This window comes from Cupriavidus sp. USMAHM13, from assembly GCF_001854285.1.
In the GTDB taxonomy this organism is placed as follows: Bacteria; Pseudomonadota; Gammaproteobacteria; order Burkholderiales; family Burkholderiaceae; genus Cupriavidus; species Cupriavidus malaysiensis.
Genome location: NZ_CP017752.1, coordinates 2,389,813 through 2,412,148, shown reverse-complemented (window position 1 = coordinate 2,412,148; position 22,336 = coordinate 2,389,813). Strand labels below are relative to the sequence as shown.

Genomic DNA, 22,336 nt, shown 5'->3' with positions numbered 1-22,336 from the left:
GGGATGGCCATGAGCGGCGGCGCGCTGCCGGGCGCCATCGAGATCACCGGGCTCGCGCACCGCTACGGCGCCGTGCAGGCGCTGGAGACGGTGTCGCTGACGCTGCCGGGCCAGAGCACCATCGGCCTGATTGGTCCCGACGGTGTCGGCAAGTCGACCCTGCTGGGGTTGATCGCCGGCGTCAAGCGCATCCAGCAAGGCCAGGTGTCGGTGCTGGGCGCCGACCTGCGTGAGCGTGCCCGTCGCGAGGCGATCCTGCCGCGCGTCGCCTTCATGCCGCAGGGCCTGGGCCGCAATCTTTATCCCACGCTGTCGGTCTACGAGAACGTCGACTTCTTCGGCCGCCTGTTCGGCCTGGACGGCGCCGCGCGCGCGGCGCGCATCCGGCGCCTGCTCGAGGCCACCGGCCTGGCGCCCTTCCCCGACCGCCCGGCCGGCAAGCTGTCGGGCGGCATGAAGCAGAAGCTCGGCCTGTGCTGCGCGCTGGTGCACAACCCCGACCTGCTGATCCTCGACGAACCGACCACCGGCGTCGACCCGCTGTCGCGGCGCCAGTTCTGGACCCTGGTGGACGAGCTGCGTGCCGAGCAGCGTGGCATGACGGTGATCGTGGCCACTGCCTATATGGAAGAAGCCCAGCGCTTCGAGCACCTGGTGGCCATGGACGCGGGCCGCGTGCTGGTCAGCGACAGCACCGCCGCCGTGCTGCAACGGGCCGGCACCCGCGACCTGGAGCAGGCCTATATCTCGCTGCTGCCACCGGCCCGGCGCGGCGACGGCGCCGGCCTGCAGATCCCGCCGCGGCCGCCCGTGGACGGTGAGCCGGCGATCGAAGCCGAAGGCCTGACACGCCGCTTCGGCGACTTCGTCGCGGTGGACCACGTCAGCTTCCGCATCGAGCGCAGCGAGATCTTCGGCTTCCTCGGCTCCAACGGCTGCGGCAAGACCACCACCATGAAGATGCTGACCGGCCTGCTCGATGCCAGCAGCGGCAGCGCGCGCCTGCTCGGCCAGCCGATCGACGCCACCGACATGCGCACGCGCATGCGTGTCGGCTATATGTCGCAGTCCTTTTCGCTCTATGAAGAACTGAGCGTGCGGCAGAACCTGGACCTGCATGCCCGCCTCTACCGCATGGAGGGTGAACAAGCGCAGCAGGCGGTCGCGCAAGCGCTGGACGGCTTCGAGCTGGCCCCCTATGCCGACGAGCGTCCGGCGGCGCTGTCGCTGGGCATCCGCCAGCGCCTGCAGCTGGCGGCCGCCTGCCTGCACCGGCCCGAAGTGCTGATCCTGGACGAACCGACCTCGGGCGTCGATCCCGGCGCGCGCGACATGTTCTGGCGCCACCTCGTCAAGCTGTCGCGCGAAGCGCGCGTCACCATCTTCGTCTCCACCCACTTCATGAACGAGGCGGCGCGCTGCGACCGCATCTCCTTCATGCACCGCGGCCGCGTGCTGGCGGTGGGCACGCCGGAGGCATTGCGCCGGCAGCGCGACGCCGCCACGCTGGAAGATGCCTTCGTCGACTACCTGCTGGAAGCCGAGGGGCAGGATGCGCCCGCGGCCACGCCTGCCGCAGCCGCTGCCGGGACCAAGGCCACCACCGGGCCGGCCGGCCACGGCCTGCCGGGCGGCGACGCGGCGGCACCGGCGCCATCTGCCCTGGCCGCGCCACTGGCGCGCATCTGGGCCTTCGCCCGGCGCGAGTCGATCGAACTGGCGCGCGACAAGCTGCGGCTGGCCTTCGCCATCCTCGGTCCCGTCATCCTGCTGCTGGCGGCGGCATGGAGCGTGTCCTTCGACGTCGAGAACGTCCGTTTCGCCGCGCTCGACCGCGACCAGAGCCTGGCCAGCCGCGAACTGCTCGAACAGTTCGCGGGTTCGCGCTATTTCGTGCCGGCCGGCACGGTGCGGGACGAGACCGAGGCGCAGCAGGCGCTGCGGGCCGCGCGCGCCTCGCTGGTGGTGGAAATCCCGCCGGACTTCGGCCGCGACCTGCTGGCCGGCCGCCGGCCGGAAGTCGCCTTCCATATCGACGGCTCCAGTCCCTTTCCGGGCGCCACCGTGCGCACCTACGCCAACGCCGTGCTGCTCGGCTACGTGCAGGCGCGCGCCCGCGCCCTGCCGGTGGCGGCGCCCGCGCTGCCAATGGGTGTGGAGACGCGCTTCGTCTACAACGAGCAGTTCCGCAGCATCTACGCCATCTCGCCGGGCATCGTCATGCTGGCATTGATCCTGATCCCCACCATGCTGACCGCGCTCGGCGTGGTGCGCGAGAAGGAGATGGGCTCGATCACCAATCTCTATGCCTCGCCGGCCGGCGTCGGCGAGTACCTGCTGGGCAAGCAACTGCCTTATGCCGGCCTGGCGATGGTGGCTTACCTGGCTCTGGTGGCGTTGACCATCACGGTGCTGGGGGTACCGCTCAAAGGCTCCTTCCTGGCGCTGTCGCTGGGCGCGCTGCTGTTCATCCTGGCCGCCACCAGCCTCGGCCTGCTGGTGTCGACCTTCGTGCGCTCGCAGGTGGCGGCCATCTTCGGCACCGCCATCCTGTGCCTGATCCCCTCGGTCAACTTCTCCGGCCTGCTCTACCCGGTCTCCACGCTGACCGGCAGCGGCTACTGGGTCGGGCTGGGCTTCCCGTCGTCCTGGTTCCAGCTGGTCAGCCTCGGCAGCTTCACCAAGGGCTTGGGCGCGGACAGCTTCGGTGCCATGTACCTGGCGCTGCTGGGCTTCGCCCTGGCCTACCTGGCCGGCGCGCGCTGCCTGTTGCGCAAGCAGGAGGCCTGACCGTGCGCCAGTGGCTCAAGAACGTCGCCCGCCTCAGCCGCAAGGAGATCTTCAGCCTGTTCAGCGATGCCACGCTGATGATCCTGATCGTGTTCGCCTTCACGCTGGCGGTGGTCTCGGTGGCCAAGGGGATCAAGGCGGAGGTCTCGAACGCCTCGGTCGCCATCGTCGATGGCGACCAGTCGGCCTTGTCGCGCCACCTGCGCGACGCCATCCAGCCGCCCTACTTCAAGCCGCCGGTCGACGTGGACCGGCGCGCCATCGACGCCGAACTGGACCGCGGCCGCTATATCTTCGCCATCGAGATCCCGCCGGACTTCGAAGCCAACGTGCTGGCGGGGCGATCGCCGTCGCTGCAGGTGCTGGTCGACGCCACCGCCATGACCCAGGCCGGACTGGGCGCGGCCTACCTGCAGGAAATCCTGACCGGCGAGACCCTGGCCTTCCTGCGCGCGCGGAACCTGCAGGCGCAGCTGCCCGCGGTGGCGGTGATGCGTGTCCAGTTCAACCCCAACACGGAATCGTACTGGTTCACCTCGACGATGCAGATCGTGGTCAATATCACCGTGCTCTCCATCATCCTGGTGGGCGCGGCGGTGATCCGCGAGCGCGAGCACGGCACCATCGAGCACCTGCTGGTGATGCCGGTGCGCGCCAGCGAGATCGCGGCGGCCAAGATCATCGCCAACGGCTCGGTGATCTTCCTGGTCTCGCTGCTGTCGCTGTGGCTGGTGGTGAATCTCTGGCTGCGGGTGCCGCTGCAAGGCTCGCTGGCCTTGTTCGCCCTCAGCACGGCGCTCTACCTGTTCTCGGTGACTGCGCTGGGCATGTGGCTGGCCACGCTGGCGCCGGCCATGCCGCAGTTCGGCCTGCTGGCGGTGCCGACCTACGCGGTGGCCTACCTGCTGTCGGGCGCGGCCACACCGGTGCAGAGCATGCCGGCGGCGATGCAGCCGGTGGTGCAGTTCCTGCCTACCACGCAGTTCGTCACCCTGACCCAGGCCATCCTGTTCCGCGGCGCGGGGATCGACATCGTGTGGCCGCAGCTGCTCGGGGTCACCGCCGCCGGCGGGCTCTTCCTGGCGCTGGCGCTGGCGCGCTTCCGCGCCATGCTGGCGCAGCAGGGCTGAGGCCGGCAACGGCCGCCGCCCTCACCGAACCCACCGAACCCACCGAACCTACGGAATCCATTCGGAGCAAGCTAGTGAAGCAGACCAAGGCAAGATTCGCGGCAGGTGCCGCCGCCCGGCCGGAACCCGGTGCCGCGCTGCTGGCGGCCGCCGCCTGCCTGATGGCCGCCTGCAGCACCGTCCAGGTGGACATGCCGGCCGCGCCGGCCGCGCCTGCGGCCTTCCAACAGGTGCCGCAGGCCGGCGGCAGCCAGGCCGACCTGGCACGCTGGTGGCAGGATTGGCACGACCCTGAACTCACGCGTCACGTCGAAGCCGCGCTGCGTGCCAACACCGACCTGCGCGTGGCCCGCGCGCGGGTGCTGGAGGCCCGTGCCTGGGCCGCCGTGGCCGATTCGGCCCGCTATCCCACGCTGGCGGCACAGGCCGGTGCGGCACGTGGCTTCGGCGACCTGCGCAGCCCGTCGCCGGTGCCGGACCGCTCGCCCGACCTCGAGGCCTATGCTGGCGGTGTCAGCGCCGCCTGGGAGGTGGACGTGTTCGGGCGCCGTGCCAGCGATGCCGAGGCCGCCGCCGGCATGGCCCTGGCCGCCGAAGAGCAACTGCACGGCGTGCAGCTGGCCATTGCCGCCGACGTGGCTCAGAACTACCTCGAAGCGCAGGGGCTGCAACGGCGCCTGGCCCTGCTAGACCGCAGCCTGGCGACGCTGGGTGAACTGGAGCGCTATGTCCAGGCGCGCTTCCGTGCCGGGCAGGCACTGGGCTACGACCTGGAGCGGGTGCGCGAGCAGGTTTCGGCGCGCGAGGCGGAGCGGCCGGTGCTGCAAAGCCAGATCGAGGTGCGCCAGCGCCGCCTGGCGGTGCTGGAGGGGCAGGCGGCGCAGTCGGCGCCTGCGCTGGGCGAGCCGGGGCCCTTCCATGTCCCGCCCGTTCCTTCCGGCGAGTTGCCTTCATCTGTGTTAGATCGGCGACCGGACGTGCGCGCAAGCGCCGCCCTCGTCCGTGCGCAGGCCGCCCGCCTGGGCAGCGCCAAGGCCGAACTGCTGCCGCGCTTCTACCTCAGCTTCGTCGGGCTGGACGGACGCATCCGCATCGACGGCCTGCCCGCGCTCAGCGGGACTGGCGGACTGCTCGGCGTCGGGGTGGACCTGCCGCTGTTCAACGCCGGCCGCATCCGCTCCACCATCGCCGCCAACGACGCCCGCTTGCAGGCGGCCCTCGCGGAACACGACAAGACCGTGCTGCGCACCCTGGAGGAGGTCGACAGCGCCTATGGCGTGCGCAGCGGCCTCGACCAGCGCGAAGCCCGCCTCGGCGGCACCCTTGCCATCGCCAGGCGCAACGCCGACCAGTCCCGGCGGCTCTACGAGGCCGGGCGTCGCACGTTCGAGGACGTGCTCTCAGCCCGCCTCGGCGCCCTGCAGCGCGAGGACGAACTGTTGCAGGCGCAGACCGGACAGGCGCTCGCCACAGTCCAGCTCTACCGTGCCCTGGGCGGCGGCTGGTCGCCCGCGGCCGGCGCCGCCGCGGGCTGAGGCTGGCGCGCAACGGCCGGCCAGCGCTGCCGACCCGCCTGCGGCATTCGGTGTCACAATGGCGGCCGCATCGCCCGGCGGCAAGCCGCCCGGCGCCTGCCTGGTGTGCTGAGCCGACGGGCTCCAGGCACCCGCCGAACCCGAACACGCGATCCCGCGCCCTGTCTCGCCGCCGTCCATGCTTGCCTCCAGCTACGATCAACTGCTTGTCCTGTTCTCCGTGCTGGTGGCCATGCTGGCCTCGTATACCGCGCTCGACCTGGCCGGCCGGCTGACGGCGGCGCGCGGGCGCGCCGCGCAGATGTGGCTGCTGGCCGGCGCCGTGGTGATGGGACTGGGCATCTGGTCGATGCACTTCGTCGGCATGCTGGCGTTCCGCCTGCCGATCCGCCTGGGCTACGATCTGCCCATCACGCTGCTCTCACTGCTGATCGCGATCGGCGCATCCGGCTTCGCCCTGCGCCTGGTGACGCTGCCCTCGCTGCCGCCGAGCAGGCTCGCGCTCGGGGCGCTGCTGATGGGCGGCGCGGTGGCGGGCATGCACTATACCGGCATGGCTGCCATGCGCATGCGGCCGGGTATCGACTATGAACCTTGGTGGTTCGCGCTCTCCCTCGTCATTGCCGTGGCCGCCTGCGGCGCCGCCTTGTGGATCGCCTTCCGGCTGCGCCATCAGGGCCGCCATACCCATCGCCTGCGCGTCGGCGCGGCCGTGCTGATGGGCCTGGCCATCGCCGCCATGCATTACACCGGCATGGCGGCTGCGCGTTTCCCGCTGGGCACCATCTGCGGGGCTGCCACCGATGGCCTGGCGGGCGAGGCGCTGGCGCTGCCCATCCTGGTGATCACCATCTGCGTGCTCACCATGGCGCTTCTGACCTCCATCCTCGACCTGCGCATGGAGATGCGTACCGCGGTGCTGGCCGCATCGCTGGCCGCCGCCAACGAGGAGTTGAGCTATCTCGCCCTGCATGACAAGCTCACCAAGCTGCCCAACCGCGCCCTGCTTGAGGACCGCTTCGAGCAGGCACTGCGCTCCGCCGCGCGCACCCGCAGCCGGCTTGCCATCCTCTTCATCGACCTGGACGGCTTCAAGGCCATCAACGACTCCTTCGGCCACCAGATCGGCGACCAGGTGCTGGCCGAGGCGGCCGGGCGCATCCGTGCCAGCGCGGGCGCGGGCGACATCGTCGGGCGGCTGGGCGGCGACGAGATCGTGCTGGTGAGCCAGTCGGATGCGCCGGAGGATGCCGGCGCGCTGGCCGCCCGCATTCTCGGCAGCCTGCGCGATGCCATCACGGTGTCGGGACACGCGCTGCATATTTCGGCCAGCATCGGTATTGCCCTCTATCCGGACAATGGCACCGACCAGCGCACGCTGCTGCGCAACGCCGATGCCGCGATGTATCACGCCAAGGCCTCCGGACGTGACACCTGCTGCTTCTTCACCCATTCGATGAATGCCGACGCCCAGGCGCGCCTCGAGCTGGCGCAGGACCTGCGCATGGCTCTCGAACGCCACGAACTGGAACTGCACTACCAGCCCAAGTTCCAGGCGCCCGACAACACCGTCTGCGGTGCCGAGGCGCTGTTGCGCTGGCGCCACCCGCGCCGCGGGCTGCTGTCGCCCGACCAGTTTCTCGCCCTGGCCGAGAAGACGGGCCTGATCCTGCCGATCGGCACCTGGGTGCTGGACGAGGCCTGCGCCCAGCTGGCGCGCTGGCATGCCGAGGGGCGGGCGCAGCTGACCATGGCCGTCAACCTGAGCGCCACCCAGTTCTGCCATCCGGCGCTGGTGGGCACGGTGCGGGCGGCCATCGAACGCCACGGACTGGCGCCGCAGTGCCTGACCATCGAGATCACGGAATCCACGGCGATGCGCGATGTCGAGACCAGCCTGGCCATTCTCCAGCGGCTTGACGAAATGGGCGTGCGCATCGCCATCGACGATTTCGGCACCGGCTATTCCAGCCTGCTCTACCTCAAGCGGATCCCCGCCAGCGAGCTCAAGATCGACCGCGGTTTCGTGCGCGAACTGGCGCAGGATGGGGAAGACGCCGCGATCGTCTCGGCCATCATCGCGCTGGGTCAGACCCTGAACCTGAAGATCGTCGCAGAAGGGGTCGAAACCACCGCCCAGCAGGACTTCCTGACCCGGCTCGGTTGCGACACGCTGCAGGGCTACCTGCTCGGCGCACCGGTTCCTGCGGTGGATTTTCCTGGCCAGGCCATCCCTGCCGCCGCCTGATGGCAGGCGTCCGGCAGCCGCGTGCGTCTTGCCAGGATACCTGCCCGCACCAGAATGACGCTCCACCCACCCGTGGGGTGGTCCATAAGTTGCGGTGCAAGCACAATCAATCACGACAGGACTTGACCCCCCTGTCGTTCCCGATAGCCACGGCCCTCGTTGCCGTGGCTTTTTTTTCGCCTGGATCGACCGCTTCCCCGCGCGGTGTCGCGGGCGAAATCGCTCCTTTCCTTGGCCTTTTCCCAGCCTAATCACGGCGTTCGCGCTGCCGGGCGGCATTAGCTTATGACGAAGTAATGTTTGTCCGCCGCCGCTCCGGCCGGTAGTCTTCGCACTTTTGCCGCTTCTTCCCATGCCGTTCTTCGCCGTTCCCGTACGCGCCGCCATGTTCCGCCGCCTTGGCGCCTTCGCCTCCCTGGCCACCGTGGCCGCCGCTTTTGCCATGCCGGCCCAGGCGCAGAGCCCCGTGCTGCAGAAGATCCGCGATACCGGCACGATCACGCTCGGCTACCGCGAATCGGCGCTGCCGTTCTCCTTTGCCGACGACAAGGGCCAGCCCGCCGGCTACGCTGTCGACCTGTGCCTGCGCGTGGCGGAAGCCGCCAAGCAGAAGCTGGGCCTGCCTGAACTCAAGGTGCGCTGGCTGCCGCTGACGCCGCAGAACCGGGTGCCCGCCGTCGTCAACGGCCTGGTCGATCTCGACTGCGCACCGAACACCAATACCCTGGAGCGCCAGAAGCAGGTTGCCTTCAGCGTGTCCCACTATGTATCGACGGTGCGTCTGCTGGTGCGCGCCGATTCCGGCATCCACTCCTTCGCCGACCTGCGCGGCAAGACCGTGGTGACCAGTGCCGGCTCCACCGGCGACCGCCACGTGCGCCGCCTGAAGGCTGAGTACGGCTATCGCGACGTCTATGCCAAGGACCACGGCGAGTCCTTCCTGCTGCTCGAATCCGGCCGTGCCCAGGCCTTCGTGATGGACGACGTGCTGCTGGCCGGCCTGCGCGCCCGTGCCAAGGACCCTTCGCAGTACGTGATCGTCGGTCCGGCCCTGTCCGTGGAGCAGAACGCCCTGATGATGTCCAAGGCCGATCCTGCCTGGAAGCAACTGGTCGACCAGACGCTGGCCAAGATGTTTGCCGGCCCGGATATCGCGGCGCTGCAGAAGCGCTGGTTCCAGGAGGCGATCGGAGCGCGTGGCGTGAACCTGGCACTGGTCCCCTCCGACCAGGTCCGGGCTGCCTGGAAGCATCCGTCGGACGCCGTCACCGAGTAAGGCGCCGGCGTGGCGCTGGCGCGTCCTTGTGCGCAAGACAAGACAATGAGGCGCCGGCGACGACCGTTGCGTCGGCGCCGCCCCTGGCTGACAAGAAAGTTGACAGCCAGGCGAAATGTTAGCGAAACTGCTTTCAAGCGGCGCCCGCCGGCTCCGGAAAAGGGCTGGCAAGGCGCCGCGTATTCGATCGACCGCCGGAGGGGCGGCATTTTCCAGGAGATATCATGAATAAAGTTGTCGCAACGGCCGTCGCTCTCACGCTCGGTACTGCGTCGCTGGTAGCCTTCGCTCAGAACAGCGGTAAGCAGTTCGACCCCTACAGCCAGGGTGCCAAGGCTGGCGAGAAGTTCGATCCCTACAGCCAGGGTGCCAAGGCCGGCGACAAGTTCGACCCCTACAGCCAGGGCGCGAACAAGAGCACCCGTGCCGACCTCGCGGCCAGCGACGCCTCGGCGCCGGCGGCCAAGAAGAGCCACAAGAGCAAGAAGAGCAAGAAGTCGAAGAAAGCCGCATCCGCTGCTGCAGCGAGCTGAGCACTCGCGTCCGGCCTTTCCTGCAAAGGCCGGTGCAGCCGGAAGAAAGAAGCCCGCTGACGCGGGCTTTTTTCGTGTTGCCGTTCAGGCCGCGGCGTAGTCCGGGTGGTCCCCCAATGGGCTGCCATGCTCCGCCGGGGCAAGCCTGCCGCCGGACCGGGCGACAGGCAGGCGGAAGAAGGCGACTGCCTCCTTCAGGCGGCGGGCCTCCTCCTCCATGGCCCGCGAGGCCGAAGCCGCCTCACTGACCAATGTGGCGTTCTGCTGGGTGACGTGGTCGATCTGGCTGATGGCCTGGTTGACCTGCTCGATGCCCCGGCTCTGTTCTCCGGATGCCTGGGCGATCTCCTCGATGATGCGGTTGACGCGCGCCACCGCCTGCGTCACCACTCCCATGGTTTCCCCGGCCTCTCCGGCCAGCGTGGAACCGGCATGGACCTGCTGCACGGACACCGAGATCAATTCCTTGATTTCCTTGGCGGCGCTCGATGAACGCTGCGCCAGGCTGCGCACCTCGCTGGCGACCACGGCGAAGCCGCGCCCCTGCTCGCCCGCGCGCGCCGCCTCTACCGCGGCATTGAGTGCCAGGATATTGGTCTGGAACGCAATGCCCTCGATGATGCCCGTAATCTCCGCGATTTTCTCGGAACTGGCGCTGATCTGCTGCATGGTATCGACAACGCGGCCGACGGCGGTGCTGCCCTTCTGCGCGACGTCCGCAGCGTCGTGTGCCAAGGTGCTGGCCTCGCGCGCATTCTCACTGTTCTGGCGCACGGTGACTGTCAATTCCTCGATGCTGGCGGCGGTCTCCTCCAGCGATGCCGCCTGCTGCTCCGTGCGCGCGCTGAGGTCGACGTTGCCTGTCGCGATCTCGCCCGTGGCCCCGGTGATACGGCCGCTGCTGTCGCGCACGCCAATGACGATCTGCGCCAGGCGCGCGGTCATGTCCCGCAGCGCACGGAGCAGGCGGCCGGTCTCGTCATCGCTTTCGACGTCGATGCGTTGCCCCAGTTCGCCCTGCGCCACCGCGCGCGCGGCATCCACTGCGCGCTCGATCGGGCGCGTGATGGCGCGCGTCAGCAAGAGGCCACCGATCACGGCCAACGCGACCGCGGCGATCGAGATGCCGATCAGCAACTGCCGCTGCAAGGCGTAGTCCGCTTCCATCTGGCGGATGGTCTCTTCCTGGCGCGTGCGCGTGAAGGCGGCATAGGCTTCGGTTGCCTTGACCTGCGCAGCCAGCAGGGGCCGGCATTCATTGTTCATCTTGGCGATCGCTTCGTCATTGCGCTTGGCCAGCGCCAGGCTGACGATGTCCAGCGCAACCGGGCCGTAGCGTGTTTCCACCCGGTCGATCTCGGCGACCAGTTCCTGCGCCCTCGCGGGCGCCGACAGCGCCATTTCCTTCAGCCGGCGAAGGTTGTTCTTCACATCCTCATGTGCCTGCGCGACATCGGCCTTCTCGATGTCCAGATCGGCCTGCTGGGTGACCAGGACCAGGTTGCGGGCGGCGATGGCGCGCCGGTCGACCGCGGTACGTACCTTGACGGCCATCTCCGCGCGCGCGTCCAGGCCATGGATATAGGCTGAAAAGGCTTCGGTGGTCTGGCTCAAGGCCCGCAGCGACATCGCGCAGATCACGATAGCGATGGCGGCCAGCGTGCCGAATCCGAGCAGCAGCTTGGTCTTGATGGTGAGGCTGGACAATTTCACGGTCACTCCTTCCGCTTGGGGGGCGTTGTTATACGGATCGGTCAGACAATGGGAGTCCGCGATGCGTCGATCGCGCATCGGGCCGCTGCGTGTCCCGTTCCGCTCGTACGGAGATGACGCCGTGAGAGTGGCGTACGCATGCGGCGTGCATGTGCGCCGCATGGCTTTATGCCTCTGGCTAACGACAGCCGTGGCAGGGAGTTTCTCCCCACTGCGGTGGGGAGGGATGTCCCGGATAGGCGCTCGGATAGACGCTCGGATGGAGGGGCGGAAGGCGTCAGTTGTCGCCGGAATCGAGCGTCATCGACGTTACGTCGATGCGCTGCAACTGATCCAGCTGGCGGATATCCGTGCGCAGCACGAAGGCTTCGGTGGGGCAGTACCAGTCGGTGATATGCATCACGGTCGGTTCGACCTGGATGACCTCGTCGCCGACCATCAGCGGTCCGAGCGAAGTGCGTTTGTCATAGGTGATCGGCAGGCAGCTCTTGCGGCCGAGCACGGTATCGATCACCTGCCGCTTGCCCACGCGGCGCGACCCCACGATGATCGAGGCATGCAGCGCGCGCATGCTGCCGACCACCTCGTCGGACCCCGCCGGCGAGATATCGAGCGCCACGCTCGATTCGAAGGTCTCGCCTGCCAGCGTGGTGCCTTCGCGAATGTCCATGCCGGCGTAACTGAACACGCCTTTGCCCTTGAAGGCGGCCTCGCCGAACATGCGCGCATAGCGTCCCCGCGCGTTGATCACGGCGTGCTGGCTCTCGATTTCGCTGGCTGCGTCCGGCGCGGTCTCGTTCGGATGACGGTCGATCGAGACCTCGTGCACCTGGTCCATCACTACCGGCGGGCCCATCAGCGCCGACAGCGCGGATTTCGACATGACCTCGAGCACCGCGCGGCAGCCTTGCGGCGTCTGGTCGGTATCGCGCAGTGTCATCGTGATCGACATCGGCATCGCGCCATCGCCCTCCATCTGCACGCGTGCCCCCGAGCGGAACCAGGGGGCATCGCATAGCACCGCCCGGGCCGGCGGCACGGTGATGGCAGGAGCCTCGCCGGCGCCGCCCGCCGCCGCCTGCGCGCCGCGGCCGTCCAGCGCTTGCGCCGAGGCCGGCGCGAATGCCCAGAGATAAAGCCAAGCCAGCGCCAGCGGCAAGCCATGTAGCGACTTCTTCTTCACATGAATCCTGTCTAGAATGAAACGACCATCCGCATCCATCACGTCGTCCACCTGCCGGCATCGGCGCGCCGTTGTGTTCGTTGTATTCGTTGTGTTCCACCAGGCGGTCGCAGAGGGAAAGTAACGCGTTTCGGGCGGCTTGTCTCGTCGAGCATCCCGTGACCATCCCGTCAGGCCCGCCCGCATCCCTGGGAGATTCTATGCTTCTGTACTACGCGAAACTGTGGTGGGTCGTGGCGCTGCGAGGTATTTTCGCAGTGCTGTTCGGCCTGTGCGCCTTTTTCGCGCCGATCGCGACGCTGGCCGTGCTGATACTGATCTTCGGTGCCTACGCCGCCGCCGACGGGGTGGTCGCCCTGGCCATGGCCATCTCGGGCAAGGAGCGCGACGGCAGCGACCGCTGGATCCTCGCGTTGCAAGGGGTGCTCGGCCTCGGCATCGGCGCGCTCACCTTGTTCAATCCAGCCGTCACGGCGCTGTCCCTGCTGCTGTACATCGCTGCCTGGACCCTGGCCACCGGGGTGCTGCAGATCGTTGCCGCGGTCCGCCTGCGCAAGGAGATCCCGAACGAGTGGTGGATGATCCTGGCCGGGCTGGCCAGCATCGCGCTCGCCTTCCTGCTGCTGTGGAATCCCGTTGCAGGCGCACTCGCCGTCCTGTGGATGATTGCAAGCTGGGCCACTGTGTGCGGCATACTGCTCATTGGCGTCGCATTCCGGCTGCGGCGCGCGCATCACGACCACCTGCACGGAAAACCCCTGGCGGCCTGATCCCGGCGGGAAAGCCGCCTCGGCAGGCGTTCCGCCGGGAGGGGGGCGACGGTCGTGCTACCATTGCGCGCCGCGCGCCTCAGGCAGCATTGTTGCGCGCGGTATAAGTGCTGCATGAATCACCTTTTTGCCGCTACTCGACGCAATCCGCGGATCCGATGTCTACCGGATCCGATGCGAATGCGTTGAGCCTCTCTTCCGTCCGGCCCCGTGGCCGCCCGGAAGGATCGCCCGGCCCGCCTAGCGCCGGAGAGGCGTGGCCCCATGCAGCGCCGGACGACCATCAAGCCAGTTTCTCTTCAGGAGATTTATGCGTAGTTCATCGACCTCGCGCTATGCCGGGTTACCTGTCGCTGCTATCGCGCTGGTAAGCCTGTTCATTCTGCTGGTCTGGTTCGGCACGCTCGATGCGCGCCACCTGCTGCGCTCCGACGAGGGACGATATGCCGAGATCGCGCGCGAAATGTTCGCCAGTGGCGACTGGGTGACGATCCGCTACAACGACCTGAAGTATTTCGAGAAGCCGCCTTTCCATATGTGGGTCACGGCGCTGACCTACACGCTGTTCGGCCTCGGTGACTGGCAGGCACGGCTGTGCGTGGCCTTGTCGGGCATGATCGGCCTGGTGGCCTCGATGATGGCGTCCACCCGCTGGTTCGGCGCGCGCGCCGGCCTGCTGACCGGCCTGGTGCTGGTCGCCGCGCCGATGTGGAGCGTGGCGGCACACTTCAATTCGCTCGACATGACCTTGTCGGGTGCCATGGCCTGCGTGCTGGCCTTCATGCTGCTGGCACAGCATCCGGATGCCAGCCCGGCCGCGCGGCGGGGCTGGATGTGGGCCTGCTGGCTGGCCATGGGTGTGGCCATCCTGACCAAGGGCCTGGTGGGCATCGCCCTGCCCGGCCTGGTGCTGGTGCTCTATACACTGATCTCCCGCGATTTCGCCTTGTGGCGGCGTATCCACCTGTTTTCGGGCATCGCGCTGATGCTGGTGGTCACGGTGCCCTGGTTCTGGCTGGTTTCCGAGCGCAACCCGGAATTCCCGCAGTTCTTCTTCATTCATGAGCACTGGCAGCGCTATACGTCCAAGGTGCACTCGCGCAGCGGCCCCGTGTATTACTTCGTGCCCCTGTTGATCGCCGGTTTCCTGCCCTGGCTCGGCCTGTTCCCGCGCATGTGGCAGGTGGTCCGAGGTGAAGGCCAGGCGCTCCGCTCCGGCGCGCGGCCGTTCCGCCCCGCGTTGCTGACGGCTATCTGGGCCATTGCCATCTTCGTCTTCTTCAGCCTCTCGGACTCCAAGCTGCCCGGCTATATCGTGCCGATCTTCCCGGCCCTGGGCATCCTGGCCGGGTCGGCGCTGGAGCACATCACCGAGCGCTCCTGGCGGCGCCAGATGCTGGCGATGGCGGTGATCTGCGCGATCGGCCTCGCCGCCAGCCCCTACGTGGCTACCCTCAACTCGGACAACACGCCGAATGCCCTCTACCGTCCTTTCGCGGTCTGGGTCGGCGCCGCCTTCGTCGCCCTGCTCGCCGGCATCTGGCTCAGCTATCGCGTGCTGCGCCGCCGTGGCGTCTTCGCCAGCGTCGTGACCTACTCCGTCGCCATGTTCTGCGGCTTCACCATTGCCCTGCTCGGCCACGAGGTGATGGGCCGCAAGTCGTCCGGCGCCGATATGGTGCCCGCCATCAAGGCGGTGCTGACCGACGACATGCCGCTCTACGGCGTGCGCATGCTTGATCACACCCTGCCGTTCTACCTGCAGCACACCCTGGTCATGGTGGAAGCGCCGGACGAACTCGACTTCGGCACCAAGCAGGAACCCCAGAAATGGGTGCCGACGCTGGATGGCTTCGTCGCCAAGTGGCAGGACGGCCAGCATGCGATGGCGATCATGGGCGCCGATACCTATGAACACCTGCGCCAGCGCCATGTGACGATGTACAAGATCGCTCAGGATACGCGCCGCGTGGTGGTGTCGAACTTCGCGCCGCCGGGCCAGGCGCAGGCTGCGCCGGCCGCCTCCGTCGAACCGGCCGCTTCCGCCCCGCAATGAGTGCCGCATGAGCCTTTCTACCTTTGCCTTCATCTTTACCGGCGTGCTGCTCAACGCCTGCGCGCAACTGCTGCTCAAGGCCGGCGTCAACGCCGTCGGTGCGATCACGCTGGATCGCGCCACGCTCTTCGCCACCGCCCTGCGCGTGCTGACGCAATGGCCGGTGCTGGCCGGCCTGACCCTGTACGTCGTCAGCGTGGGGGTGTGGATCGTCGGCCTGTCGCGCGTCGACGTGTCGATCGCCTATCCCATGCTGTCGCTCGGCTATGTGGTCAACGCGCTGGCAGCCTGGTGGCTGTTCGGCGAGATGATCGGTCCCTTGCGCGTCGCCGGCATCCTGTTGATACTGGCTGGCGTTTTTCTGATTGCCCGTTCCTAGGAGCCCGCGCCCATGTCCGCATCCGTTTCTCCCGCCGAGGCTTTCCTGCCCTTCGTGCGGCCGAGTATCGATGAAGCCGCCATTGCCGAGGTCGGCAAGGTGCTGGCGTCCGGCTGGATCACCTCAGGCCCCAAGATGCAGGCCTTCGAGGAAGCCCTGTCGGCCCTGTTCGGCGGCCGTCCGGTGCGCACCTTCGCCAATGGTTCGGCAACCATGGAGATCGCGCTGCGCATCGCCGACATCGGCCCGGGCGACGAAGTGATCACCACGCCGATCACCTGGGTGGCGACGGCCAACGTGGTGCTGACCGTCGGTGCCCGTCCGGTGTTCGTCGACATCGACCCGCGCACCCGCAACATCGACCTCGATGCCGTCGAAGCCGCCATCACGCCGCGTACCCGCGCCATCATGCCGGTCTACCTGTCGGGCCTGCCGGTCGACATGGAACGGCTCTACGCCATCGCCGCGCGCCATCAGCTGCGCGTGATCGAGGATGCCGCCCAGGCCATCGACTCGCGCTGGCGCGGCCAGCGCATCGGCGCCTTCGGCGACCTGGCCAGCTTCAGCTTCCAGGCCAACAAGAACATCACCTGCGTCGAAGGCGGCTGCCTGGTGATGAATTCACCCGAGGAAGCCCTGCGCGCCGAGCGCCTGCGCCTGCAAGGCGTGATCCGCACCGGCATGGACGGCATGGACGTCGAGGAGCCGGGCGGCAAGTTCAACCTGACCGACGTCAATGCGGCCATCGGCCTGGCGCAGCTGGCGCACCTGGACGCCATCACGGCGCGCCGGGCGGCGCTCGCCGAGACCTATTTCCGCTGCGCGGAGGCCGCCGGCCTGCGGGATCTGGGCATCGGCCTGCCCTTGCCGCTCGACCCGCACGAGGCCACCACCAACTGGCATATGTTCCAGGTGGTGCTGCCCGTCGAGCGCTTCGCCGGCGAGCATCCGCTGGGCGCGCGCGCCGCGGTGATGGAAGCGATGCGCGAGCAAGGCGTCGGTACCGGCGTGCACTATCCGCCGGTCCACCTGTTTTCTTACTACCGTTCCCTCGGCTGGCGCGAGGGCATGCTGCCGCACGCCGAGCGCATCGGCCGCGGCATCGTGACGCTGCCGATGTTCCCCGCCATGCGGGATGCCGACGTGGAACGTGTCTGCGCAACCCTAAGCGAAACATGCAAACGCCTCTTCAAATGAGCCCCGTGGAGGTCTCGGTCATCATCCCCGTCTACAACGAGGAAGACGGCCTGCAGGCCCTGTTCGACCGCCTCTACCCGGTGCTCGACGGACTCGGCGAATCGTACGAGATCATCTTCGTCAACGACGGCAGCCGCGACCGCTCGCCGCAGTTGCTGGCCGCGCAGTTCCACCGCCGCCCGGACGTGACGCGCGTGGTGCTGTTCAACGGCAATTTCGGCCAGCATATGGCGATCCTGGCCGGCTTCGAGCATTCGCGCGGCAAGATCGTCGTCACCCTCGACGCCGACCTGCAGAATCCGCCGGAAGAGATCCCGCGCCTGGTCGCCTCGATGCGCGAGGGCCACGACTACGTGGGCACCATCCGCCGCGAGCGCAACGACTCGGCCTTCCGCCGCATCGCCTCCAAGGCGATGAACCGCCTGCGCGAGCGCATCACCCGCATCAAGATGACGGACCAGGGCTGCATGCTGCGTGCCTACGACCGCAACATCGTCGACACCGTCAACGCCTGCCGCGAGGTCAACACCTTCATCCCGGCGCTGGCCTACACCTTCTCGGCCAACCCGATCGAGATCGTGGTCGAGCACGAGCAGCGCCATGCCGGCGAGTCGAAGTACTCGCTGTTCCAGCTGATCCGGCTCAACTTCGACCTGGTAACCGGCTTCTCGATCGTGCCGCTGCAGTGGTTCTCGGCCATCGGCACGCTGCTGTCGATCGCCTCCGCCGGCCTGGTGGTCCTGCTGCTGGCGCGTCGCTTCCTGTTCGGCGCGGAAGTCCAGGGTGTCTTCACCCTGCTGGCCTTCAACTTCTTCCTGGTCGGCATCATGCTGTTCGGCATCGGCCTGCTGGGCGAGTACATCGGCCGCATCTACCAGGAAGTGCGCAACCGCCCGCGCTTCCGCATCCAGGCCGTGCTCGAGGCCGGCCCGGAAGGCGCCGCCAGGCCCGCCAGTACGGAGGCACCGTGCGCGCAGTAGTCTTCGCCTACCACAACGTCGGCGACCGCTGCCTGCGCGTGCTGCACGCGCGCGGCGTCGAGGTGGCGCTGGTCGTCACGCATCGCGACCGCGCCGACGAGAACATCTGGTTCCGCCGCGTGGCAGACACCGCGGCCGAGCTGGGCCTGCCCTGCATCTATGGCGAGGATCCGGCCGACCCTGCGCTGGCCGAGGCCGTCGCGGCCGCGCGTCCGGACATGATCTTCTCGTTCTACTACCGCGCCATGATCCCGCAGGCGGTGCTGTCGCTGGCGCCGCGCGGCGCCTTCAACATGCACGGCTCGCTGCTGCCCAAGTACCGCGGCCGCGTGCCGGTGAACTGGGCGGTGCTGCACGGCGAAAACGAGACCGGGGCCACGCTGCACGCGATGGAAGCCAAGCCGGATGCCGGCTACATCGTCGGCCAGACCGCGGTGCCCATCCTCCCGGACGACACCGCCGCCCAGGTCTTCGACAAGGTGACGGTGGCCGCCGAGCAGACGCTCTGGGGCGTGCTGCCCGAGATGCTGGCCGGACGCACGCCGCAGCATCCCAACCGGCTCGAGCAAGGCAGCTATTTCTCCGGGCGCAAGCCCGAGGATGGCCGCATCGACTGGTCCCAGCCGGCCGCGGCCGTCTACAACCTGATCCGCGCGGTGGCGCCGCCCTACCCGGGCGCGTTCACCGATCTCGGCGGCAGGCGTTTCGTGGTGGCGCAGGCGCGCCGCCCCGCTCCCGCCCGCCAGGCATCGCTGGCAGCCGCCCTGCAAGGCGGCGCGCCGGGTCTGCACGTGGTGCAGGACAGCATCGTCGGCCTGTGCGGCGATGGTGGCCTGGTCCTCGTCCATGAACTCCAGTCCGACGGCGCCACGCTGGCACCGGCGGCATTCGCATCCCTTCTCACCGCATCGACCAAAGAGGAAAACCGATGAAAAAGGTCCTGATTCTTGGCGTCAACGGCTTCATCGGCCATCACCTGACGCGTCGCATTCTCGAAACCACGTCGTGGGAAGTCTACGGCATGGACATGTCGTCCGACCGCCTCGGTGATCTCGTCGAGCACCCGCGCATGCACTTCTTCGAAGGTGACATCACCATCAACAAGGAGTGGATCGAGTACAACATCCGCAAGTGCGACGTGGTGCTGCCCCTGGTGGCCATCGCCACCCCGGCCACCTACGTGCGCCAGCCGCTGCGCGTGTTTGAACTCGACTTCGAGGCCAACCTGCCGATCGTGCGCGCCGCCGTCAAGTACGGCAAGCACCTCGTGTTTCCGTCGACCTCCGAGGTCTACGGCATGTGCACCGACGGCGAATTCGATCCCGAGTCCTCCTCGCTGGTGTACGGCCCGATCAACAAGCCGCGCTGGATCTACGCCTGCTCCAAGCAGCTGATGGACCGCGTGATCCACGCCTACGGCATGGAACAGGGCCTGAACTACACGCTGTTCCGCCCCTTCAACTGGATCGGCGCCGGCCTCGACTCGATCTTCGAATCGAAGGAAGGCTCCTCGCGCGTGGTGACCCAGTTCCTGGGCCACATCGTGCGCGGCGAACCGATCAAGCTGGTCGACGGCGGCGAGCAGAAGCGCGCCTTCGCCGACATCGCCGACGGCATCAGCGCGCTGATGCGCATCATCGAGAACCCGAACGGCGTGGCCAGCGGCAAGATCTACAACATCGGCAACCCGGGCAATATCCACTCGGTGCGCGAGCTGGCCGAGATGATGCTGAAGATGGCCGGCGACTACCCCGAGTACGCCGAGGAAGCCAAGAAGACGCAGATCATCGAGACCTCGTCCGGCGACTTCTACGGCAAGGGCTACCAGGACGTGCAGCACCGCGTGCCGAAGATCGACAACACCATGACCGAGCTGGGCTGGAAGCCCGAGTTCAACATGGAACAGGCGCTGCGCCGCATCTTCGAAGCCTACCGTGGCAAGGTGGTGGAAGCGCGCACCCTGGTCGACTCGGCTTCCTGAGTACGGCGCCGATGGCACGCATTGCCCTGAAGGTGGACGTCGACACCCTGCGCGGCACGCGCGAGGGGGTGCCGGCCCTGCTGAACATGCTGGAGAAGGTGCGTGCCGAAGCCACCTTCCTCTACAGCCTCGGCCCCGACCACACCGGCTGGGCGCTGCGGCGCGTGTTCCGTCCCGGTTTCCTGAAGAAGGTCTCGCGCACCTCGGTGGTGTCCAACTACGGGCTGCGCACGCTGATGTACGGCGTGCTGCTGCCCGGCCCGGACATCGGCCGGCGCGGCGCCGCCCAGATGCGCGCCGCGCAGGCGGCCGGCCACGAGTGCGGCATCCACACCTGGGACCACGTCTACTGGCAGGACAATGTGCGCGGCCGCGACGCAGCCTGGACGCGCCGGCAGATGCAGAGCGCCTTCGACCGCTTCGTCGACATCTTCGGCGAAGCGCCGCCGACGCATGGCGCGGCCGGCTGGCAGATGAACGACGAGGCTTTCCTGCAGATCGACGACTGGGGCATGGCCTATGCTTCGGACGGCCGCGGCGTCTCGCCCTACATCCCGACCGTGGGCGGCCGGCCCTGCCGCCACGTGCAGATGCCGACCACACTGCCGACCCTGGATGAACTGATCGGTGTCGACGGCCTGACCGAGGACAATGTGCACGAAGCCGTGCTGAAACTGAGCGCGGATGGCCGCGATCATGTCTTCACGCTGCACACCGAACTGGAAGGCGGCAAGCTCGCGCCGGTCTTCATGCGCCTGCTGCAGGGCTGGCGGGCGCAAGGGCACGAGCTGGTGTCGATGGCCACCTACTACCGCCATCTCGACCGCAGCACCCTGCCGCAGCTGCCCGTGAGCTGGGGCAGCATCCCCGGGCGCAGTGGTGAGCTGATCATTCAGCCTTGAGGCTGCGCGCAGAGCGATCGCCTGCTCCCCGCGTCCCCCTGACGAGACTGTCATCGCGCGGTCATGCTGCCGTGGCCGACCGCTCGCTGCGCCGGTTTCCGGCATGCGATCCCCGCATGCATCCTGACCGGAGACCTGCATGACGACACCGTTTCGCAATGGTCTGGCCGCCTTCGGGCTGGCCGGCACCCTGGCCTTGGCCGCAGTACCCGCCGAGGTCAGCGCCGCCGACGCGCCCCTGCCATCATCCGCTTTGCCTCAAGGGCCCTTGCCGGGCGAGCGCGTCCAGCCCGCAATGTCTCGCGCGCCGTCGTGGTCGCGCCGGGCCAGAGGAATATCGACGTCGAGGCCGGCGAGTCGGTAGCGTTCCGCTTTGGCACGCAGAAGGCAGCCTGGGCCTTCGCGCCGTGCTCCGACGCCGGTGCTCTCGAACGGGTCCGCAAATTCTCCGGGATCCCTGCCGCGCTGGGTATCTGGATGCGGATCCGCCCGGGCAGCATGTTCAGCGGCGGATGACGCGTGCGCGCCTGTCGTACGCGAGGTCCACATATCCTAGGGTTTACCCTGTCAACTTCGGCCACCTGGTGACGCTAACTGTGAGGGTTTTCCATCACAAGAACGGGTCCGCCGCCGCATCGTACGGCTGGCGATAGGGGTTGCAGCGCATGTTACGCATTGAAGATCTGGATACGCCGCCGGAGGTATTCCTGCGCGACCAGGCAGAGGGGTATGACTTCTATACCGCCTTCCAAGGGGCAAAAATCGAGGGGTTCCGCTTCGGCTACTTTGCCGTCTACCGGCACGACACCCTGGTGACCGTGGCGCCGTATTTCGTCATGGACTTCCGCCTGGACACGCTGCTGCCGGCGGGCCTGCTCAAGCGCAGCCTGAGCTGGATCAAGTTCAACCTGGCCTGCATCGGCAGCCCGACGGCGGACTTCGGCCGCATCCATGGCGAGGTCTCGAGCGATATCCTCGCGCTGATCAATGCCACGCTGTCGACGCGCGGCAGCCTGCTCGCCTACAAGGGCTTCGGCGACGGCCTGCCGGTGGCGGGTTTCGTGCAAGCGGCCGGACTGCCGGTGCCGGTGCTGCCGCTGCGGCCCGACTACTTCAGCGCGCTCAAGAGCGATCGGCGCAACCTGCTCAAGCGAAAGCTGAAGAAGGCGAGCACGCTGCGCTATGAAGAGTGCGACGGCCTCGCGCCTGAGCTGGTGGAGGCGGTGCACAGGCTTTACCTGAACACATACAACAAGGCCGAGCTGAAGTTCGAGAAGCTCACCCCGGAGTATTTCCGCCGGACCGCGCCGATCAGCAAGTACCTGCTGTTCTTCCACGAGGATGAACTGATCGGCTTCACCCAGCTGATCGGGCGCAACGGCCGCCTGGTCAACCGCTATATCGGCCTCGACTACGACAAGAGCGACCAGCACGGCCTGTACTTCGCCATGTTCATCCGCGCGGTCGAGGTGGGTGCGCGCGAGGGCTACCGCGACATGGAGCTCGGCGCCACCGCCTACGAGTTCAAGCGCATCCTGGGGGCGCAGCAGGTACCGACCTGGAATTACTACCGCCACACCACGCCGTGGGTCAACTGGGTGCTGGGCAAGCTGCGCAGCGTGCTGGAGCCTTCCGAGTCCGAACTGCGCTGAGACAGCGCTGA

The 22,336-nt window shown here is 67.8% G+C and carries 18 protein-coding genes; 16 read left to right on the top strand and 2 right to left on the bottom strand.

Annotated elements, in window-relative coordinates; genetic code table 11:
* The first annotated feature begins 3 nt into the window (after positions 1-3).
* The 6 genes from rbbA to BKK81_RS28860 all read left to right on the top strand — a co-directional run bounded on the left by rbbA (position 4) and on the right by BKK81_RS28860 (position 9,512).
* Positions 4-2,790, top strand: coding sequence for a ribosome-associated ATPase/putative transporter RbbA (gene rbbA, locus BKK81_RS28885; protein ID WP_071020032.1), 2,787 nt, complete (start codon positions 4-6; stop codon positions 2,788-2,790).
* A gap of 2 nt (positions 2,791-2,792) precedes the next feature.
* Entirely contained in the window at positions 2,793-3,920 is a 1,128-nt protein-coding gene (locus tag BKK81_RS28880; RefSeq protein WP_071020029.1) for an ABC transporter permease, read from the top strand.
* A gap of 74 nt (positions 3,921-3,994) precedes the next feature.
* Positions 3,995-5,455 carry a TolC family protein gene (locus BKK81_RS28875; protein ID WP_231908125.1) on the top strand — a complete coding sequence of 487 codons (1,461 nt, stop codon included), beginning with the start codon at positions 3,995-3,997 and terminating at the stop codon, positions 5,453-5,455.
* A 178-nt stretch (positions 5,456-5,633) separates the two neighbouring features.
* A complete protein-coding gene (locus BKK81_RS28870; RefSeq protein ID WP_071020027.1) occupies positions 5,634-7,703 on the top strand; it encodes a putative bifunctional diguanylate cyclase/phosphodiesterase in 2,070 nt (689 codons plus the stop codon).
* A gap of 352 nt (positions 7,704-8,055) precedes the next feature.
* Entirely contained in the window at positions 8,056-8,979 is a 924-nt protein-coding gene (locus tag BKK81_RS28865; RefSeq protein ID WP_071020024.1) for an amino acid ABC transporter substrate-binding protein, read from the top strand.
* Between the two features lie 224 nt (positions 8,980-9,203).
* A complete protein-coding gene (locus BKK81_RS28860) occupies positions 9,204-9,512 on the top strand; it encodes an amino acid ABC transporter permease (protein ID WP_071020022.1) in 309 nt (102 codons plus the stop codon).
* A gap of 84 nt (positions 9,513-9,596) precedes the next feature.
* Here the strand turns inward: BKK81_RS28860 and BKK81_RS28855 are convergent, their stop codons facing one another.
* Both BKK81_RS28855 and BKK81_RS28850 read right to left on the bottom strand, forming a co-directional pair.
* Positions 9,597-11,225: a methyl-accepting chemotaxis protein gene (locus BKK81_RS28855; RefSeq protein ID WP_071020020.1), complete on the bottom strand. Its 1,629-nt coding sequence runs from the start codon at positions 11,223-11,225 to the stop codon at positions 9,597-9,599.
* Between the two features lie 277 nt (positions 11,226-11,502).
* Positions 11,503-12,408, bottom strand: a complete 906-nt coding sequence (locus tag BKK81_RS28850; RefSeq protein WP_083384517.1) for a hypothetical protein — start codon at positions 12,406-12,408, stop codon at positions 11,503-11,505.
* A 200-nt stretch (positions 12,409-12,608) separates the two neighbouring features.
* On the opposite strand from BKK81_RS28850, the gene BKK81_RS28845 reads away from it, so the two are divergent.
* The 10 genes from BKK81_RS28845 (at position 12,609) to BKK81_RS28800 (ending at position 22,325) form a co-directional block, all read left to right on the top strand.
* Positions 12,609-13,178, top strand: a complete 570-nt coding sequence (locus BKK81_RS28845; RefSeq protein WP_071020017.1) for an HdeD family acid-resistance protein — start codon at positions 12,609-12,611, stop codon at positions 13,176-13,178.
* 310 nt (positions 13,179-13,488) lie between these two features.
* Positions 13,489-15,234, top strand: a complete 1,746-nt coding sequence (locus BKK81_RS28840; RefSeq protein WP_071020016.1) for a glycosyltransferase family 39 protein — start codon at positions 13,489-13,491, stop codon at positions 15,232-15,234.
* A 7-nt stretch (positions 15,235-15,241) separates the two neighbouring features.
* Positions 15,242-15,613, top strand: a complete 372-nt coding sequence (locus BKK81_RS28835) for a DMT family transporter (RefSeq protein ID WP_071020013.1) — start codon at positions 15,242-15,244, stop codon at positions 15,611-15,613.
* Positions 15,614-15,625: 12 nt separating this feature from the next.
* Positions 15,626-16,810 carry a DegT/DnrJ/EryC1/StrS family aminotransferase gene (locus BKK81_RS28830; RefSeq protein WP_071020010.1) on the top strand — a complete coding sequence of 395 codons (1,185 nt, stop codon included), beginning with the start codon at positions 15,626-15,628 and terminating at the stop codon, positions 16,808-16,810.
* Positions 16,789-17,790, top strand: a complete 1,002-nt coding sequence (locus BKK81_RS28825; RefSeq protein ID WP_071020008.1) for a glycosyltransferase — start codon at positions 16,789-16,791, stop codon at positions 17,788-17,790. The genes BKK81_RS28830 and BKK81_RS28825 overlap by 22 nt, the downstream gene beginning before the upstream one ends.
* A complete protein-coding gene (locus BKK81_RS28820) occupies positions 17,778-18,722 on the top strand; it encodes a formyltransferase (RefSeq protein ID WP_071020005.1) in 945 nt (314 codons plus the stop codon). Before BKK81_RS28825 ends, BKK81_RS28820 begins: the two co-directional genes overlap by 13 nt.
* On the top strand, positions 18,719-19,771 hold the full coding sequence (locus BKK81_RS28815; RefSeq protein WP_071020002.1) for a bifunctional UDP-4-keto-pentose/UDP-xylose synthase: 1,053 nt from the start codon (positions 18,719-18,721) through the stop codon (positions 19,769-19,771). Before BKK81_RS28820 ends, BKK81_RS28815 begins: the two co-directional genes overlap by 4 nt.
* An 11-nt stretch (positions 19,772-19,782) precedes the next feature.
* On the top strand, positions 19,783-20,673 hold the full coding sequence (locus tag BKK81_RS28810) for a polysaccharide deacetylase family protein (protein WP_071020001.1): 891 nt from the start codon (positions 19,783-19,785) through the stop codon (positions 20,671-20,673).
* A 63-nt stretch (positions 20,674-20,736) separates the two neighbouring features.
* Positions 20,737-21,189: a CzcE family metal-binding protein gene (locus BKK81_RS37135; protein WP_083384516.1), complete on the top strand. Its 453-nt coding sequence runs from the start codon at positions 20,737-20,739 to the stop codon at positions 21,187-21,189.
* Between the two features lie 149 nt (positions 21,190-21,338).
* On the top strand, positions 21,339-22,325 hold the full coding sequence (locus BKK81_RS28800; RefSeq protein ID WP_156811476.1) for a GNAT family N-acetyltransferase: 987 nt from the start codon (positions 21,339-21,341) through the stop codon (positions 22,323-22,325).
* Positions 22,326-22,336: the final 11 nt, after the last annotated feature.